Annotated in this window: 16 protein-coding genes; 8 read left to right on the top strand and 8 right to left on the bottom strand. The window is 43.5% G+C overall.

The features are described 5' to 3' along the window. Position 1: 1 nt before the first annotated feature. Genes FEF09_RS13005 through FEF09_RS12975 form a run of 7 tightly spaced genes read right to left on the bottom strand, consistent with a single transcriptional unit; the run spans position 2 to position 8,001 of the window. The gene (locus tag FEF09_RS13005; RefSeq protein ID WP_146305511.1) at positions 2-904 is read right to left on the bottom strand and encodes a nucleotide-diphospho-sugar transferase; all 903 of its coding nucleotides are present in this window, start codon (positions 902-904) and stop codon (positions 2-4) included. A 6-nt stretch (positions 905-910) separates the two neighbouring features. Further along, positions 911-1,552, bottom strand: coding sequence for a class I SAM-dependent methyltransferase (locus FEF09_RS13000; RefSeq protein ID WP_146305510.1), 642 nt, complete (start codon positions 1,550-1,552; stop codon positions 911-913). Further along, positions 1,545-2,240: an FkbM family methyltransferase gene (locus tag FEF09_RS12995; protein ID WP_146305509.1), complete on the bottom strand. Its 696-nt coding sequence runs from the start codon at positions 2,238-2,240 to the stop codon at positions 1,545-1,547. Before FEF09_RS12995 ends, FEF09_RS13000 begins: the two co-directional genes overlap by 8 nt. Then, positions 2,237-3,586, bottom strand: a complete 1,350-nt coding sequence (locus FEF09_RS12990; protein WP_146305508.1) for a flippase — start codon at positions 3,584-3,586, stop codon at positions 2,237-2,239. The genes FEF09_RS12995 and FEF09_RS12990 overlap by 4 nt, the downstream gene beginning before the upstream one ends. Continuing rightward, positions 3,579-5,933 (bottom strand): GumC family protein, encoded by a 2,355-nt coding sequence (locus tag FEF09_RS12985; protein ID WP_186774325.1) that lies wholly within the window; start codon positions 5,931-5,933, stop codon positions 3,579-3,581. Before FEF09_RS12985 ends, FEF09_RS12990 begins: the two co-directional genes overlap by 8 nt. Positions 5,934-5,941: 8 nt before the next feature. Beyond that, complete coding sequence (locus FEF09_RS12980) at positions 5,942-6,706, bottom strand: polysaccharide biosynthesis/export family protein (RefSeq protein ID WP_146305506.1); 765 nt, start codon at positions 6,704-6,706, stop codon at positions 5,942-5,944. A 59-nt stretch (positions 6,707-6,765) separates the two neighbouring features. Then, positions 6,766-8,001, bottom strand: a complete 1,236-nt coding sequence (locus FEF09_RS12975) for an acyltransferase family protein (protein WP_146305505.1) — start codon at positions 7,999-8,001, stop codon at positions 6,766-6,768. Between the two features lie 365 nt (positions 8,002-8,366). On the opposite strand from FEF09_RS12975, the gene FEF09_RS12970 reads away from it, so the two are divergent. The 8 genes from FEF09_RS12970 (at position 8,367) to FEF09_RS12935 (ending at position 17,317) form a co-directional block, all read left to right on the top strand. Further along, positions 8,367-9,230 (top strand): hypothetical protein, encoded by an 864-nt coding sequence (locus FEF09_RS12970; RefSeq protein WP_261387455.1) that lies wholly within the window; start codon positions 8,367-8,369, stop codon positions 9,228-9,230. 27 nt (positions 9,231-9,257) lie between these two features. Further along, positions 9,258-10,058 (top strand): FkbM family methyltransferase, encoded by an 801-nt coding sequence (locus FEF09_RS12965; RefSeq protein ID WP_146305503.1) that lies wholly within the window; start codon positions 9,258-9,260, stop codon positions 10,056-10,058. Between the two features lie 107 nt (positions 10,059-10,165). Next, a complete protein-coding gene (locus FEF09_RS12960) occupies positions 10,166-11,587 on the top strand; it encodes an RtcB family protein (protein ID WP_261387454.1) in 1,422 nt (473 codons plus the stop codon). Between the two features lie 74 nt (positions 11,588-11,661). Beyond that, on the top strand, positions 11,662-12,627 hold the full coding sequence (locus tag FEF09_RS12955; protein ID WP_146305501.1) for an MBL fold metallo-hydrolase: 966 nt from the start codon (positions 11,662-11,664) through the stop codon (positions 12,625-12,627). Positions 12,628-13,231: 604 nt separating this feature from the next. Then, entirely contained in the window at positions 13,232-13,651 is a 420-nt protein-coding gene (locus FEF09_RS12950; protein WP_146305500.1) for a hypothetical protein, read from the top strand. Between the two features lie 77 nt (positions 13,652-13,728). Beyond that, on the top strand, positions 13,729-14,211 hold the full coding sequence (locus FEF09_RS12945) for a DUF3347 domain-containing protein (protein ID WP_146305499.1): 483 nt from the start codon (positions 13,729-13,731) through the stop codon (positions 14,209-14,211). A 26-nt stretch (positions 14,212-14,237) separates the two neighbouring features. Further along, positions 14,238-16,355, top strand: a complete 2,118-nt coding sequence (locus FEF09_RS12940; protein ID WP_146305498.1) for a multicopper oxidase domain-containing protein — start codon at positions 14,238-14,240, stop codon at positions 16,353-16,355. 389 nt (positions 16,356-16,744) lie between these two features. Further along, a complete protein-coding gene (locus FEF09_RS12935) occupies positions 16,745-17,317 on the top strand; it encodes a hypothetical protein (protein WP_146305497.1) in 573 nt (190 codons plus the stop codon). Between the two features lie 104 nt (positions 17,318-17,421). Here FEF09_RS12935 and FEF09_RS12930 read toward each other — a convergent pair whose 3' ends face one another. Next, a complete protein-coding gene (locus FEF09_RS12930) occupies positions 17,422-18,354 on the bottom strand; it encodes a helix-turn-helix domain-containing protein (RefSeq protein WP_146305496.1) in 933 nt (310 codons plus the stop codon). Positions 18,355-18,370 lie beyond the last annotated feature (16 nt).

Genomic DNA, 18,370 nt, shown 5'->3' with positions numbered 1-18,370 from the left:
TTTATGATATGCGTTTGTACAGACTGTACAACAGCGTATTATTTTTTACCATCTTTTTTACTACATGAAAAAAGTAACTACACTTGAACACTGTATCTATGGTATAGTCATCGGCTTCGTCATCTAACCTGACAGCTGTGGGATGTTGAATGACCGGAATGCTACCGTATACCATCTTTTTAAACCACGCAGGTTCATTTTTAGTATGGGTGGCTTCTCTGCCATAACCGATGTTTCTGATCAGATTTGTATTGGGAGTAATGGCCAGTCCCTTGTTGAACAGCACAGATAGAAACCATTGCGTGTCCCAGGTATCCACCTTTTCTGCAAAGAAAGTCTCCAGATCTCTTGCAAATTGTGGCGGCAGCCCTTTGGTAGAATAATGACGATACCTGTGCAGGGAGAAATCATAATACCGCCATGCCCGTCTCCATGTCGCCCATCCCCAGATGTGTGCATAACGTGAGAAATAGTAAGAACCATCACCTCTGCTCACACCGGCCTGATAATTACTACCACCGATATGCATGATACGGTCGTTATCACGATAGCGTTCCAGCAGTGCTGCGCAGAGTGTGTAGAAAGTAGGATCCGGCAGACAATCATCTTCCAGTATAATACCCTCTTCCACTTCGGAAAAGAACCAGTCAATAGCACTGCTCACCGCTCTGGCACAACCAAGGTTGTGATCTCTGAACAGCGTCTTTACTTCACATGGCCAGTCTATGTAATTAAGTACGGTGTCTCTGGTTTCCTGACACAGACTATCCTCTCCGGCTTTGTACCGGCGGGGACCATCAGCAGCTACGAACAATTGCGCAGGTCTTTGCATACGGATTGTTTCCAGTATACGCATGGTCTGACCGGGACGGTTAAATATGAGTAATAAAACAGGTGTATTCAATGTGCTTTATTTTATAGCCTCTAATGCGACTGCGCTCTCAAATCTGGATGCTTCTTCCACCAGTCTGAACATATCATCCGGACAATCATTGAACCTGCAGGTCCTGACCTGCCTGAATCCTGCCTGTTGTAATATATTAGTCAGTGAGGGAGTGTCCCACATATATAAATGCTCTCTGTTGCCGAGTGTTGTCTGGATGAGCCCTTTGAAACCTCGTAGCCTTTGCTTTTTCCCCAGCATTGTCTTTTCCAGAAATTTGGTATTTGCCTCTCTGTCATGATTGGAAAGATCCTGTACATATTCACGGGCAGCGCTTTCCAGATCTGGTACCACACAACGGAAATAGCCCCCCGGCCGCATCATTTTGTACGTATTACGTACGGCCAGTACACAGTCATCATATGCCAGATGTTCCAATACATGAGAACAGTATACACCATCACAGGAGTCAGGATCAATACCGGGTAATTCTCTCAGAATATCACCCAGCAATACATCTTCAGGAAAGGTCACATGCATCCTGTTTTTTAGCAGGCCGCCGATGAGGGGTAATTGCTGTATACGCAGCGTCGGTGATGCATCAAAGTTTTTCCAGCCTTTTGGTGCTGAAAAAGGACCACAACCATATTGGACATATAACTTACTCATGACTCATGTTTTTAAAGAAGTAGGTATAATACGTTTTTGCGAAAATGGCATACCCTGCCTGTTGCATGAATTGTCCCAGTTCGCAGTTATCCATATTGGAAAGCAGGAATGGATTGGATTCCACCAGTATGTAAGCAGGGCGGTACTTCTTCCAGTTATTGGACCGGAGTACATCCATATCCAGTCCTTCGGCATCGATGGTGAGAAAGTCGATAGACCTTCCTGCGGGCAGATAATGATCGAGTATATCTGCCAATGGCCATGTTTCGATTTTCTTTTCCTTAATCACCTGATATTTCGGATCCTGCGTATATTCTTCCACCTTGTCAGGTGAGAAGGTGTTTAATGCCGGTTCATTGAATATGTGATAGGTCAGTTGCTGTCTGGTAGCTGAAACACCCATTTCAAGGTTCACATCCTGCGGACGGTATTTATCGAATAATGCCTTGGAGCCCGGCATAGGGTCAATGTTGATGCCTGTCCACTTCATTTTATAAAAGAGGTATGTATTAGATACACGGAAGGGATGATGTGCCCCTACATCGACATATATGCCATTTGTTTTGTTGTCGAAGATCCTTTTCAGAATCAGATCTTCTCCTTCGGAGCTATAAGCCGGCGCCAGATATCGGATCTGTGGGGCAACTTTTGAGGCCAGGGTTGCTAATATTTTTTTTACACTCGTCATTTCGTCAAATACTTTTCACGGATTACTGATAAGAAATTGTCTGCAAATATTTTGAAGGCGTCGAACATATATCTGACATCTGCAACCGCTTCTGCCGGATATAGCATCTTTTGCATAAGCAGGGCAAGCCTGCCCGTTTTGTCGAGCACCACCAGTGATGTACACACTGCCACATATGATACCACAGTAGCGATAGCGGCTCCGATTCCGCCCAGTGATGGTATCAGCAGTATGTTGATGAAAATGTTTACAACAAGGCCTGCTACGCTGGCGTATAGATTGGTTTTGTAAGAACCCTCTATCAGCTGATACTGCATCAGGGCAGTACAGAGAAAGACGGGAATATTAGCCCAGATATGAATAGACAGAATAATACCTGATTTCGGATATTGTATCCCATACAATACCTGTGTAACAGGCGTCGCAAAAAAGGTCATCGCCAGTGCAATCAGTGTACTGGTCCAGAAAGACAATCTTAACCACCGCTCCATAGCCTGTATATAGGCGTCAAGGCTTGCCTGCTTTTTAGTGATCAGTCCCGGCAGTAATGCCGTCGCAATCACTGTAGGTAATGCATACCATAATTCGGATATCCTCGCAGCAGCGGCATATTCTCCTACCTGTACAGCTGTGCTGAGTGTATCCAGTAATAACTGATCTGATTTCAGATAGAGCACGATCAACACACCCGTAAACATCAGAGGCCAGCTGTGCAACAGGAGATACCGTACTTCCGTCAGACTGACAGCCGTGATCAGATGCCGGTTATCCTTCCGCAGATAGTTGATCAGTATGATCAGATAGGTAAGCAGTAACTCTGCAAATGACAGCCATAAGAACAGTAACAAGGTGCCGTTCAGATAGATGAATACAATTTTGAGGATACAGAAGATTACAAACAGGACTACCTTGGGAATGATGACCTGCTGTACCTCGTTTTTGGCCTGATAGAAATAATCAAATACATCAAAGCTCTGCAGAATGATGGTCAGTCCTGTGATCAATGTGCAATACAGGTATACAGATGAATCAGGCTTCGTAAAGTATACCACCGCCGCGCAGACAAGAAATGCCAGCATGCCGGCCGCAAAACGGATCACGAGGGTAGAGGCAATGATGCCGTCTTCCCTTTCAGGATGAGAAACAACTTCCTTTACCACCACTTTATCCAGTCCGAGTATCGCCAGACTGCCTACAATAGCTGTGAGTGCGAGGGAATAGTTCCAGATGCCGAATGCTTCCGGACCAATATGCCGCGCAATCATCGCCATCGTAATCAGACCGATGAAGAGTCTGGCCAGTTTATCTGCCAGCAGCCAACCACTATTTGTAAATATTTTATGCAATGCGTTGTTTCATTTTTTTAGCTAATGAGGACCATACCTTCGCTTTTTGTGCGTTCTCCGAATAAGAATAATGATCGTAGTAGTAATAAGGGTAGAAAGAGTCCTGTTCTATACCATTGAAGATGACACCTGACTTGCGGAAGAAACTATCTCTGACTGTTTCTGCAACAGCAGCCATCTTTGATTTTAAAGTAAAATTGTAGCGTACCATGAAGAGGGTACAGTCTACATAAGGTGCAAGACTCTTGGCGTCAGATACGATACCGATTGGCGCCGTATCTATCAGTATATAGTCATAACGTTGCTTCAGTGTTTCCAGCAGATGGCGCATTCTCGCGCTTTCTATCAATTCTACCGGATTCGGAGGAATAGGGCCTGAAGAGATCATATGGAGATCTGTACCGGGTACTTTTTTGATGATTTCCTCTAATGTTTTACTCTCCACCAGATAACTGGTGATCCCCACCTGATTATCCAATCCGAGAGAACGGGATAACTTGGGTTTACGCAGATCAAGTTCCAGCAGTATCGCTTTTTTGTTGTTCACCGTCAGGGCATTTCCAAGGTGTGCTGTCATGAAGGTTTTTCCTTCACCGGAAATACTCGAGGTAATCATAATGGTGGCCGGACTATGATGTTCATTCAGCAGGAAGCGGAGATTCGTACGCAGATTAAAGATCTGTTCCAGTAATACAGATCTGTTATGGAGTGACAGGTCTTTTTCTCCTGTTTCATCCTGATAGATCTCTGCCATTACTGGTCTGCCAAATACCTGTTCAATCTCTGTTTTATCCAGCACCCTGTTATTAAGGAAATATTTGATGTAGATATAGACGGTGCAAAGTACCAGTGCTGCTGCAAGGAAACCCACAAATACCAGCGTTTTCTTTGGTGATTCCGGTTTGGCAGGAATAAAGGCAGGTGCGAGTACTTTATTGTCCGTTACATTACTGGCGTAAGAAATAGCAGCTTCTTCCTTCTTTTTCAGCAGGTGCAGATAAAGATTTTCTTTTACACTTTGCTGTCTTTTGATGTTTATGTATTCTCTTTCATATGCAGGGATATTGGCGATCTTCGCCTGTATCTGATTCACTTTGGTCTGCATCTGATTTTGCGCTACTCCCGCATTACGTTTATATCCGGAGATATAGTTCTTGATCGTATTTCTTGCATCGGAGATCTGCGCGTCCATGTTCTGGAGGATCATACTACCCGGCTGCAGAGACAGGGAGAGCCGTTTCTTTTCTTTCAGTAATTCTTCATACCGGTTGATCATGCCCGTCAGTGCCTGATCCACATTGCCGAGTACAGGCGCAAATGGATAATCTGTACCGGGATCATTGATATAAGACTCTACCTGATCAAATACGGACAATTGCATATTCGCATCGTTCAGTTTGAGATCCGCTTCTTTTACCTGTTCCAGTGCCAGTTTGGAGCTTCCTTCTATATCCGTGATGCCGCGTTGTACTTTAAAGCGTTCCTCCTGCTTTTCCAGAAAACCCAGTTCATCTTTTAATGAGTCGATACGCACAGTGAGGAAACGGATGGTTTTTAAGGCCACACGGTTCTTATCATCGAGCGTATATTCATTGTAAGTATCCAGCAGGGCATTGAGGAAATTGGCAGTCCGTGCAGCAACGCGATCTTCATAAGTAACCATGACCACAGTCGCATCTCTGTTCACCAGCGCCGTACCGATATCTTCTATTTTCTTGTAGGCCATTTCTTCGACAGAATCCACTTGTATACGGAAGCTATTATTGCCTGCATCTATTGATGGATTATAGCTGATACTGAACCGGTCTTTACTGACAAAGAAGGGGTCACCGGAATGTACATGAAAAACAATGTCTTCATCTTTGGGATTGTTGACCCATTTGACGTTCAGCAGATTTTTATCCGCTGTGATGTCAAACTGATAGTTACCTACCCGGGCACTATCGCTGAGAAAGTTCAGCTGAAAAGGGTTCTGCTCATACATCTCTTCATTGCGGAAAGCACCTTTTTTGAAATAACGCACATTAAAACGGTTCTCCCGTATCACCTTTTCCACAAGAATAGGTGACTTCAGTACCTCCATTTCATTTTCGATATTCTTACCGTTGTTGAAGATAGAGAGTGATTTGAGCATGTCTGATTCTTCCCCGTTCTTCTTCTCATCTTTCAGGTATAGCTTGGCGCTGGACATATACCTCGGACGGGCGTATTTGAGATACGTCAATGCGCCCGCTGTAGCAATAAGGAGTACGATGAGATAAAGCGGCCAGTGGAAGAGCAGTTTTTTGAACAGGTCTCCCAGATCGATCAGCGCATTTTTATTATTAAGATCTTTATTTCGATTCATTTGGTGTATCATTTAACAGAGACGATAACGATAGTGGTAATTAATGAAAGAATGCCGATTGCTGCAGGTAAGAGCTGTACCAGCTTCGATGTGCCAAACAGTTTGTTAGAGCCGGGCTTCACATAGATGACGTCGTTGTTGTTGAGGTAGTAATATGGCGAGCCCAGTGTCTTGCCATCATTCAGGTTAAGGGAGACATATGTTTTTTCTCCGTTCACCTCCCGTATGATCATAATATCATTGCGTACGGCAGTGGGGTTCAGGTCGCCGGCCATACTGAGTGCATCCAGTATAGAGGCTCTTTCTCCGGTTACTCTGTAAGAACCGGGATGGGCGACATCACCCAATACCGAGACCCTGAAATTGGCTACACGCGTCGATACATATGGGTTCCTGATCGTCTTGTTTAGTTCCTGTGTAATGATGTCATTGATCTCTGAAGTCGTTTTTTCTTTTACATACACTTTTCCGATCAGCGGCAGACTGACAAAGCCTGCACTATCTACGATGTAACCCGGATCCATACCGGGCTGACTCATAGGAGAGGAGCTGACTGCCGTCGGATTCAGAATAAGTGAAATGTCTTTGTCAATCGTAGTAATTGTAATTTGTAAGATATCTCCCGGCTGTACTTTAAATGATTGTAACCTGTTGGCGGTTTCAATTCCGTTAATTTTCTCCAGATCATTGAAATAGGTGATTTTTTTGGTGTTGACACAGCCTGTAAGAAGGGCCGAGGCAAGAAATAACAGTAAATGGATTCTAGCTATCATATTCGATTTTGATTAATAAAAACAAGGTGATAACAGTAAGACGTTATTGGCACTATGTATTACGTGGTAATCTGATTGTTGACCGCAGTAACGGGAACCGGCGCCGGCTTCCTGAGCAGCCGCTTTCTGAATAAGTCCTGAATGGGAAGCTCGAAGTAATAATGAGTAAGTATACTTAGTGGAATCAATACAGCATAGAATGTCAGCAATGTAAGCGGTGAATGAAATACCTCTTTGCTGATACCCAGCACATCTGCCATAATAAAGAAGGTCACCATGAGCGGGAAGTGCAGGAGATACAATGCATAGCTGGCGTTGCCCAATACCAGCATCCATTTTATTTTCAGACCACCTCTGGTCGTTTCCGTCAATGCCAGTGTCAGTATAGTGATGGGCGAGATAATGGTACGGAAGAAAGTATTGCGTGACAGATTGAACAATGCAGTGTGAAAAGCTTCATCCTTGCCGGGTAAGACTGTTTTCAGTAAAGGCATAGAAAAATCCCTGATGTATGAAAATGCGTATTCAGTCACGACAATGATCCAGAGAGCGATGGCCGCTATACTTACTACATTGGCGATACGATGTAATTGCTTTTTTTCTGTCATCCATGCATAGATGTGATAGGTGAGTCCGCCGAGAAAGAAGGAATAAATACCCTGTCCGATCATGGAATAGATATACTGAATGACCGCGCCAGCCACAATCATGGCGACAATCAGCCCTTTGTTACGATGTAGTCTCTTCCACGCGATCAGGAAAAAAAGCAGATACAGCAGGAGTTCTACTGACACTGACCACGAAGGGCCGTTAAAGCCGTTTAATGCGGGCGTCTTTTCAAAACCCCAGCTGTGTATCACCAGCAGGTTGAGCAGAAAGTGATAGGTGTCGTTATTCTGGATGATAAACGTGTGCCCGTTCATACCGAACATGACATACTGTACCAGTGCAATCGCAATCAGCGTAATCAGGTGAACAGGATATAATCTTGTAATCCTGTAACACATGAAATTGCCGAAAGGTGTTTTTTTGTCCGCAATCTTATCAGCATAAAACCAGAAGAAGATGAATCCGGATAACAGGAAGAAGAGATCCACCGCAAAAAAAGCATGGTGGTAAAAAATTGACAGGTAAGGAAATAAGGGCAGGCCGAGCTCTTCGAGCGGCTTGGTTTGTAGCGTCTGATCAGTATAGAAATAGAATTGCCAGTGACACAGGACGACAATAAGAGCAGCAAAGCCTCTTATGGCATCAAGGCTGAAAAAGTATCTTGGTGAGGACGTGTTAGGAGTCATGGAATGGCTATCAGATAGAACAATAAAATTCCTTATAACGGCTGGGGCACCATTATATGCAAGTGAGAATTTTGCAGATTTTATTGATTATGCATTCGTAGACCAGAGCAAGTTAATTCAAAAATATCATTTGCACAAAATTGCCAAAAAAAGATAAGCAGGCGGAACTACGCCTTTGTCATACTGAGTATCCGCAGAAGAGTCGCTACACCGGATATGTTAGAAATTATTACGAAATGAACAATATTTATATTATTTCTGTATTTATGAGTTGACATATTTTCGGAGAGCTCTCCGTTCACCTAACTCATACCATGTTTTTAATGAAACGAATGACGAAATTGGTTAATGTCCTGCACCATTTTTTGTATACCACCAGGAAAGCCCAGCAAACAGATCTTTTATTGTTAGGTACCCTGTTAGCCCGTCAGAATAAGGAGCTGCCTGTACTGGACAACATTGCAGCCGCTGAGTTCAAAGTGTTTTCACAAACAGGAGATGATGGTATTATTCAATACCTCATTAATAAGGTGTATATCCCCGAAACAACCTTTGTTGAATTCGGTGTGGAAAACTATGTTGAATCCAACACCCGCTTTCTGTTGAAATATAATAACTGGTCGGGTATGGTGATTGATGGATCTGAAAAGAGTATACGTTATATACAGTCGGACGATATCTATTATCAACACGATCTGAAAGCTGTAAAGGCATTTATCACAACAGATAATATTAATGAACTGATCGGTTCGCAGGGATTGAAAGGAGAGATCGGATTACTTTCAGTAGATATTGACGGCAATGATTATTGGGTGTGGAAAGCGATTAATATAGTTGAACCCGTTATTGTAGTAGCAGAATATAATAGTGTCTTTGGTATTGAGAAAGCTATTACTGTGCCCTATAAACCGGATTTTGTCAGAGAGCGTGCACACTACAGTCATTTGTATTTTGGCGCATCACTCAAAGCGCTGTGTATGCTGGCTGAAGAAAAAGGATATGCTTTTGTCGGATCAAATTCTATAGGTAATAATGCTTATTTTGTGAAAAAAGAACGTCTGGGATTGCTGAAAGCACTTACACCTGAAGAAGGTTATGTATATTCCCGTTTCCGTGAAAGCCGCGATAAAAAAGGGAACCTCAACTACCTGTCTGGCCATGAAAGATATGAATGCATTAAAGGTATGCCTGTGCACAATGTAGCAACAGGTGTACAGGAACAACTATAAACTAACTCCAATCCAAACAATCAACCAATGAATGTGCTCACAGACACCCTAAGGAAAGTCTATGTATTCATCTTTGCACGCAAAGCGCTCTACTCCTTTAATCTGTTGTTATATAAACTGAGTATGCGGGGCCTTGGTATCATGAATCATGAGAATGATGATATAAGCGGAGAAAACGCTTTTGTTAAATATATGCTCTCCACCGGCAGATTTAACGCAGGTGTTATTCTCGATGTAGGCGCCAATATCGGTGGCTATTCTGTTATGCTGCGCAATAAGAAGGTCTCATTACCCATCTATGCATTCGAACCTCATCCCGTTGCATTTAATAAACTGGAAGAAGCCGCTTCGTTACATCATTTTATTCCTGTGCAGAAAGGTGCCGGAGAAACTGCGTTGACCACTTACATTTATGATTATGTGGAGAACAAGGGTTCAGAACATGCCAGCATGTATAAAGAAGTGATTGCCGACTTTCGTAAAAGCGAAGTGGAAGAAATTCCCATCGATCTGACCACAATAGATGAGTTTATCGAAGACAACAGACTCTCCCGGATCGCTTTGCTGAAAGTAGACACAGAAGGAAATGAGCTGAATGTATTAAAAGGAGCCCGTAAAGCGATTAAAGATGGTATCATTGGTGTCATCCAGATTGAATTCAACGAAATGAATGTGATATCACGCACCTTCTTTAAAGATATTATCGATATCCTGCCGGGATATGATTTCTATCGCCTGTTGCCGGATGGTCTGAAAGCCCTCGGTGAATACAATGTTGCCGCATTTGAAATCTTTGCGTTTCAGAATATAGTAGCTATAAAACGTTGATAATTATATAGTTTTATTGTTCTTTCAAAAGAATTTTCAAGTGCGCAGAAAAAGTGCGCACATTGTCCTGAATATTGCATTATTATTATAACCAATAACAAATGCATATGAACAGGATTAATGGTAACGATCTGTTAGCTATCGGTTTTACTCAGGGTAAAATATTAGGTCTTGCACTGGAAGTACTGGAAAAGAATTACCACGATGCAGACCGTGATATTGTCTTGTCTATGATGAAGTCATTGGCAGAAAAACCGGAGTTATATCTGGATCATGAGATACTGGAAGATCTGGCTACTAAAATGATTGAAGAAGCCAACGCACCAAAAGATGAAACAATTGACCTGAATGAAACTGCAAAGGAATTTGCGGTATATGGTCAGGAACATATAGATGAAGGAGCTGTTAAGCAGATGAATATTGCTATGCGCTTACCTGTTACGGTAGCAGGCGCTTTGATGCCGGATGCGCATCAGGGTTATGGTCTGCCGATAGGAGGGGTGCTGGCCGCTAAAAACGCCGTAATACCTTACGGTGTAGGTGTGGATATCGGTTGCCGTATGGCATTGTCCATCTTCGATATTCCGGAGAACCACTATTTCGAAAATCCCGATTTTTATAAAAGAGAACTGATTGCCCATACCCGTTTCGGTGCAGGACATGGCTTCCTGAGAAAGGAGCGTGCAGAACATGCTGTACTGGACCGGAACGAGTTTAACATGACACAGTTTGTTAAAAATCTGCATGATAAAGCATGGTCTCAGTTAGGATCTTCCGGAGGTGGTAACCACTTCGTGGAATGGGGTATCATTGAATTCTCTGAAGAAGATAAACCTCTGAACATTGCAGCCGGCAGATACCTTGCACTGTTGTCACATTCCGGGTCAAGAGGACTTGGTGCGACACTGGCGGGTCATTATACACGTGTCGCGAAAGATATCTGTAAACTGCCAAAAGATGCAGCAAACCTTGCTTATCTGGATATGAACAGTGAAGCTGGTCAGGAATACTGGCTGGCCATGAATCTGGCAGGTGATTATGCTTCTGCATGTCATGAAGTGATCCATGAGAAAATGGCTAAAGCTATTGGCGGACAACTGCTGGCAAAAGTGGAAAACCACCACAACTTTGCGTGGAAAGAGATCTGGAATGGGGAAGAGGTGATAGTACACCGTAAAGGAGCTACGCCTGCAGGTAAAGGTGTGATGGGGATCATTCCGGGTTCTATGACCGCACCGGGGTTTTTGGTGAGAGGTAAAGGGGAAGATCTGGCTATTAACTCGGCTTCTCATGGCGCAGGACGTCAGATGAGCCGTACACAGGCTACAAAGAATATCAGCCATCAGGATATGAAAGCAATACTGCAGGCGAATAATGTGACATTGATCGGTGCAGGTCTGGACGAAGCGCCTATGGCATATAAGGACATTAATGTGGTGATGAATGCGCAGAAAGATCTGGTAGATGTGGTGGCGAAATTCACCCCGAAAATGGTTAGAATGGCTGATGACGGGAGTAAAGAAGACTGATAACGGCTGGGCTTGTTGGACTGAGCATGAGTTTTGAGAGAGAGAAGACAGTGTTCATGTTAATTCCAATAAGTATGAAAAAGCAACAAGCACTGGTTAAAATTAAAGCATGCGCAGAACATGATTGGTTTTCTGTAGCTCCCGGCGTATGGGGCGTACGTGATAAGTTTGTCAATGTCTATTTTGTACATGATCCTTCCACTAATCACTGGGTACTGATCGACACTGGTTTACCCGGTGCTGCTGCAAGGATCAGGAAAGTGTCAAGGGAATTATTCTGGCCGCAGGCCACACCTGCCGCCATTATTCTGACACACGGTCATTTCGATCATATTGGCGCCGTGAAACAGCTGGCCGACGAATGGGATGTACCGGTATATGCGCACTATCTGGAAGCGCCATATCTGACAGGACGCTCTGCCTATCCGCCACCTGATCCGACAGCAGGCGGCGGATTGTTTACCTGGCTCTCCTTTTTGTTCCCGAAAGGCCCCATTGATCTTGGCGGGCGACTACTGCTCTTACCCGAGCAAGGCAACATTCCCGGACTAAAAGAATGGAAATACATCCACACTCCCGGCCACGCTCCCGGACACGTCAGTCTGTACAGAGAACATGACGGCGTATTGTTAGCCGGAGATGCCTTCGTTACCACCCGTCAGGAATCATTGTTTGCCGTCCTCAAACAGGAAAGAAAGCTATCCGGACCTCCCCGTTATTTTACTTATGACTGGGCAGCTGCCGAGAAATCAGTGCAGACATTGGCCGCCTTACAGCCTTCTATCGTAGCTACCGGACATGGACATATCATGGAAGGAGAAGCGCTGGCTGCCCTGCAGGAACTGGCTGACAATTTCCAGCAGGATGCTGTGCCGGCCAACGGACGTTATACCGGTGACCCTGCTGTGGCAGGTATCAGTGGAGTGGAATATGTTCCTGCCTCCAATACCCGGAAAACATTACTCCGTACTGCCGCCGTACTGGCATTGGTAGGTATAGGGGCCTTATTGGCCAGCGAAGTGAAAAAAAGATACAGTTAATATTCAGTCGTATATAAATGCCTGAGCATAAATGAAAAAAGCTCCCGTCACTGGCGGGAGCTTTTTTATTAATTAAGGATGGGGTTTGGCTCATGGCCTGTTGAAAGAGAAACGATTACACCTGTGTTGATATTATAACTTTGTTTCAAATAATAATAATACTATATTGGTTGCGTTATATTATGTAACGCTCGTCACTATTCCACTTTACAAGTTCCGCTCCATGTGAACGGAGCGAAACCTGCGAAAGTGAAATTCCTGTCCGATGAGTATGCAAATTACTATAAGAGAACCAGTTAAGTAAGCGTAATACTGCGGAAGATGCTGCGTATAAATACGGATATTTCCAGATAGACACAACCCGTAATGCAGCCCGCCGCACCTCCATAAATAATTATAATACTATCCTTCAAAATGACCAGAATCAAACAGCTTATCGTACAGAACGCCGAAAACCGGGAGACAGCACACGCATTGCTGATTGTTGCCTTTATATTGATGGCCGTTGCCTTGCTCAAAAGATAATAAAGGCCATAAATTATATAACAAGCGCTTGAAATTATATAACAAAGCTTCCGCATAGGGGATATATCTTTGTCTCCACATGAAGTCCAGACAGACTATATCATTACGGGCGCTTTTGCTGCTGATCGTATTTCTGATGAATACGGCGGTCGGTTTTGCCTGCGCACTGGAGTCTGGTCTCTGGACAGACAGACATCATGATATGCACCAGATGCATGACATGCAGGATATGCATGCAAAGCATCAGCTGCATCATGCCCCCAAAAAGTCTTCGCACCGTTGTTGCGGAGATGGTATGATCAGGTTTGAACTGCTAGACAAAACCCAGTCCCATCACGATGATATCAAGTGGCTGCCATTACAGGCAGTGTTGTTTCCCGTGAGATGGTTGTCTGTATCTCCGGTATCCCGGTCTGCTACTCCACACAGATACGTTATACTACACCAGCACCCGCCACCCATTGATATAAGGGTGTCCATTCAATCTTTTCAGATTTGATTTTGTTTGAATAAGCAGCTGCCTTATCACTAAGGCAAACCATTTTTCTATTATTCAAACACTAAAATCAGATTACAATGAAAAGTCTTATCATAGCAACTACTATATTACTCGCTACTTTCTCTGCACAAGCTGCAAATCCATCTTTATCTAAACTGTTATCTCTTTACTACGATGTAAAGAATGCATTGGTGAGCAGTGATGCGACTACGGCAAATGCCAAAGCAGCTGAATTCGTAAAAGCGATCGGTAGTGTGGATATGCATGCCCTGTCAGCAGCAGAACATGAAGCATTCATGCCGCTGCAGGAAAAACTGACTGCGGATGCCAATGCGATTGCTGCCACCACAGATCTGAATAAACAACGCGAACAGTTCAAATCTTTCTCCAACAATATCTTCACATTGGCCAAAGCCGTTAAGCTTTCCGATACACCAGTATACCAGCAGTACTGCCCTATGCAGAAAAGCTACTGGCTGAGCAATGAAGCGGCGGTAAAAAATCCTTATTACGGCAAGCAGATGCTTACCTGCGGAAAAGTAACAGAGACGCTGAAATAATTAACAGACACGTACAAGCATTTAATATGAAACGTTTTCTGTTAACAGTAATCGTATTACTGTCACATTACCTTGCTTTCTCCCAGACGCCGCGCACCGTTCGCTATGACCTGTATGTTGCGGATTCCATGATCCACAGTCATGGGAAAATGATCCATGCGATGGTGATCAACGGGAGCATTCCTGCACCGGTACTGACCTTCACAGAAGGTGATACCGCCGAGATCTATGTGCATAATACAATGGATATGGAAACATCTGTACACTGGCATGGGCTGATACTGCCTAATCGCTATGATGGTGTATCCTATCTTACAACTGCACCTGTCAAGGCAGGAGAAACACATCTCTATAAATTTCCGCTTGTGCAGAATGGTACCTACTGGTACCATTCTCACACGATGTTTCAGGAACAAAGTGGTATGTATGGCGCTTTCATTATCAAAAAACGGAATGCAGCTCCTCAGCCAGAACATACGCTTTTGCTGAGTGACTGGACCAATGAAAATCCGGTACATGTAGACCGTTCATTACACATGGCAACAGACTGGTATGCGGTAAGAAAGAACAGCGTGCAGAGTTATGGAGAAGCGATTAAATCCGGCCACTTTTCCACCAAAGTAACAAACGAATGGAAGCGTATGATGGCCATGGATGTCAGCGACGTGTACTATGATCAGTTGTTCAGTAATGGTAAGCCAATAGAAGTACAACCACAATTTAAAAAAGGAGATAAGGTAAGACTACGTGTGATAAATGGAAGCTCGTCTACTTATTTCTGGTTGAAATATGCCGGTGGAAAAATTACGGTTGTGGCTAATGATGGTATGGATGTCGAACCGGTGGTGGTAGATCGCCTTATTGTAGGTGTTGCCGAGACATATGATGTAGAGGTAGATATTCCTGCTGATAGCAGTTACGAGTTCCTTTCCACTGCAGAAGATCGTACACGTTCTACTGCCGTTTTTCTGGGTAATGGTCCGCAGAAAAAAGCTGAACCTTTACCCCGCCTCAAATATTTTGAAGGCATGAAGATGATGAACGACATGATGAAGATGAATGGCCAGATGGATGACATGGGTATGTCAATGAGTTTGCAGCAGATGGATATGAACGCAGTGATGTATCCCGAAGATCCGGGCGTAACGCTGAATTATGCGATGTTGAAATCGCCTGTAAAGACTACTTTACCCGAAGGCCCGGTGAAGGAACTGCATTTCAATCTGAGTGGAAATATGAATCGTTATGTATGGACGATCAACAATAAAACGGTCTCTGAATCAGATAAGATCCTGATAAAAAAAGGAGAGAACGTCCGCATTGTGCTTTACAATGGTACGATGATGCGTCACCCGATGCATCTGCACGGACATTTCTTTCGTGTGTTGAACGGACAGGGTGAATATGCTCCCTTAAAGAATACACTGGATATAATGCCGATGGAGACAGATACACTGGAATTTGCGGCTACTGAGAGTGGTGATTGGTTTTTCCATTGTCATATTCTCTATCACATGATGAGTGGTATGGGACGTATTTTCAGTTATCAGGATTCTCCGCCTAATCCGGAAATTCCTGATCCGCAGAAAGCGATCCGCAAGATCTATGCAGATGATCGTAAGATCCATTCATCAGCGAGAATAGGTCTGGAAAGTAACAGCAGTGATGGTGAGATTGTATTTGCCAATACACGTTACCGCTTTCAGACGGAATGGCGTGCCGGATATAATGGTGAGAATGGTTATGAAACCGAAAGCCATTTCGGTCGTTATTTCGGACAGATGCAATGGTTATTCCCTTATGTAGGATGGGATATGCGTTACCGGCGTATGCATGAACCGGAAAAGAATTTATTCGGACAGGTAAGTACCAAAAACCGGCGTAGCGTATTTCATGTGGGGCTGGAATATACTTTACCTATGCTGATAGTTGCAGATGCTTCTGTTGATACGGATGGCAGATTACGCTTTCAGTTAAGCAGGGAAGATGTTCCGCTTACCCGGCGACTGCGCTTCAATTTTATGGCGAATACAGATAAGGAGTACATGGCCGGTTTCAGGTATATTATGACGAAGTATTTATCTCTCTCTACGCACTATGATAGTGATATGGGTCTCGGTGCGGGTATTACTATTACCTATTAATATAGCGTGCATTGCTCTCTGCGAAACAGCTTACGGGTTGTATAAAAAAGTGAACGGGTGTATGATTACACCCGTTTCTACCTAAACCTACAACTGTTTATTACTGTAATTATTTTTTTCGTGTTTCGTGTCACAAATGTAGCACCTCGAAAGGTTATATGAAAAACCAATATTTCGGTTTAAGAAACCAATTTTTCGGCTTGTCTAAAGAAATTCTTGTGATCGGAGAAATTGGCTATTTTTTCCGTGAAATTGGCATTGACCAGCAACTGATTACGGTCTACTTTTGTGTCATCAGATTTATACAGCAGCTGCGATATAAAAGAAACAACAAAGGACGAACAACATAGAATATAAGATTAACAGAAAAAGATTTAAAACGAAAGACGATGAAAAAGACAATTAAGGCAGGCGTAACTACATTAGCATTATTATTAGCAGTAGCAGTAGGCGTAAAGGCACAAACGAAAGGAAATAGTGATTCACAGAGACCATCATTCTCTTTGAGTGTTGGTCCGGAAGCAGGAATACCGGTTGGAAGTTTCAGTGACTATTACAAATGGTCTTTAGGCGGTTCCGTACAGGCAGATTATGCTATCATCAAGAAGACATTATATGTAAACCTGAATGCAGGATTTGCAAATGTATTCGCGGATGATATTCCTGGTCTGGATGATTTGCAGTGGATTCCCGTGAAAGCTGGTTTAAGGTATTATCCTTTCCAGAGCAATAATCTGTATGTACAGGGACAAGCCGGTGTAAACTTTATTACCAACGGTCCGATTGGCAACAAGACAGCAGCGTTCACCTATAGCCCACAGATCGGTTATCTGATCCCATTGGGTAAAGGAAATTATCTGGATGCTGGTGTTAAATTCGATGGTAATTCAAAATTTGTAGATGGTGGCGATCCGGCTAATCTGATTGGTTTGAGAGTTGCTTATACATTTGGATTAAAATAAGTACAATAAGTCAGGACATAATTGTTTAAGGGGTTTATAATCAAATGAAGTAGGGCCTTCCTTTTGGGAGGCCCTATCGTATTTTATGCAACAGAAAGATAATTTTATGCGACAGATAACTTCTTAAAATCAGAAGGGTTTTCGTCAGCAAACTTTTTGAAGAAGCGACTGAAATGTGAGCTGGTATCGAAGTTCAGCTGATCAGAAATTTCCTTTACACTCAGCGAAGAAGTGGTCAGTAACAATTTTGCTTCCAGATAGAGACGGCTGTGAATAACCTGTAAGGCATTCTTGCCGGTTTCCTGTTTAACGATCTCACTCAGATGTTTTGCCGAGATATGTAACATATCCGCATATTCCTGTACTGTTCGTTTGTCCAGAAAATGTTCTTCCACCATGTCACGGAAATTAATGAAAGTGGAATATTGTCTTGTTAACTGATGGTTTGGTCTGCTCTCCTGACATTTCTCAAATGCACGGTTCACCTCATACAGCAACTCCACTACCTGCAAACGAACGATCTGCAGGAAAAAAGGACTACCTTCCCGGTATTCCCGGTCTATTCTTTCGAACAGTTGTTTTGTTTTCTGGAAATGAACATCTGACAAAGTGTATACCGGTGCACAGGAAGGGTTCAGGTCTATCAGAGGATCAAGCGCACTTTGCTTGATAAAACTATCCGTGATAAATTCCTTCTTGAACATGACCATGTATAACAGGAGGTCGTCAGAAGCATTGTCAAATGAAGTGGTATGTTTTGGCGATACGATGTGCAGAGATTGCGGGCCTACATCAAAAGTGAAGGCGCCGATTGTTTTTTGGCAGGTGCCGCGGATGCATAAAATAATTGCGTAGTGGTCAGTCCTGATAGGTGCGCCACTTTTTACGCTTCCCTCATTGCTCAGTACAGCAAAATTGTCAGGGTGCAGCAACTCATCGTATTTATCCATCCCGAAACTTTGTGTCACAGGTTTGTCAAGTGACAGGTAGTAGCGTATCGTGGACGGTATATCGAATATTGGCAGGTTCGTGTTCATAATCAGGGTGCAAAAT

Source organism: Chitinophaga pinensis, assembly GCF_007896845.1.
GTDB lineage: Bacteria > Bacteroidota > Bacteroidia > Chitinophagales > Chitinophagaceae > Chitinophaga > Chitinophaga pinensis_C.
The sequence above is the reverse complement of the archived record's forward strand: the minus strand, read 5'-3'. Positions and strand labels throughout refer to the sequence as shown.

Coding starts and splice junctions, on each gene's coding strand:
- FEF09_RS12955 (WP_146305501.1), top strand. CDS start 11,662: ATGAAAAAGCAACAAGCACTGGTTAAAATTAAAGCATGCGCAGAACAT.
- FEF09_RS12930 (WP_146305496.1), bottom strand. CDS start 18,354: ATGAACACGAACCTGCCAATATTCGATATACCGTCCACGATACGCTAC.
- FEF09_RS12960 (WP_261387454.1), top strand. CDS start 10,166: ATGAACAGGATTAATGGTAACGATCTGTTAGCTATCGGTTTTACTCAG.
- FEF09_RS12975 (WP_146305505.1), bottom strand. CDS start 8,001: ATGACTCCTAACACGTCCTCACCAAGATACTTTTTCAGCCTTGATGCC.
- FEF09_RS12965 (WP_146305503.1), top strand. CDS start 9,258: ATGAATGTGCTCACAGACACCCTAAGGAAAGTCTATGTATTCATCTTT.
- FEF09_RS12935 (WP_146305497.1), top strand. CDS start 16,745: ATGAAAAAGACAATTAAGGCAGGCGTAACTACATTAGCATTATTATTA.
- FEF09_RS12980 (WP_146305506.1), bottom strand. CDS start 6,706: ATGATAGCTAGAATCCATTTACTGTTATTTCTTGCCTCGGCCCTTCTT.
- FEF09_RS12985 (WP_186774325.1), bottom strand. CDS start 5,933: ATGAATCGAAATAAAGATCTTAATAATAAAAATGCGCTGATCGATCTG.
- FEF09_RS12940 (WP_146305498.1), top strand. CDS start 14,238: ATGAAACGTTTTCTGTTAACAGTAATCGTATTACTGTCACATTACCTT.
- FEF09_RS12945 (WP_146305499.1), top strand. CDS start 13,729: ATGAAAAGTCTTATCATAGCAACTACTATATTACTCGCTACTTTCTCT.
- FEF09_RS12950 (WP_146305500.1), top strand. CDS start 13,232: ATGAAGTCCAGACAGACTATATCATTACGGGCGCTTTTGCTGCTGATC.
- FEF09_RS12995 (WP_146305509.1), bottom strand. CDS start 2,240: ATGACGAGTGTAAAAAAAATATTAGCAACCCTGGCCTCAAAAGTTGCC.
- FEF09_RS13000 (WP_146305510.1), bottom strand. CDS start 1,552: ATGAGTAAGTTATATGTCCAATATGGTTGTGGTCCTTTTTCAGCACCA.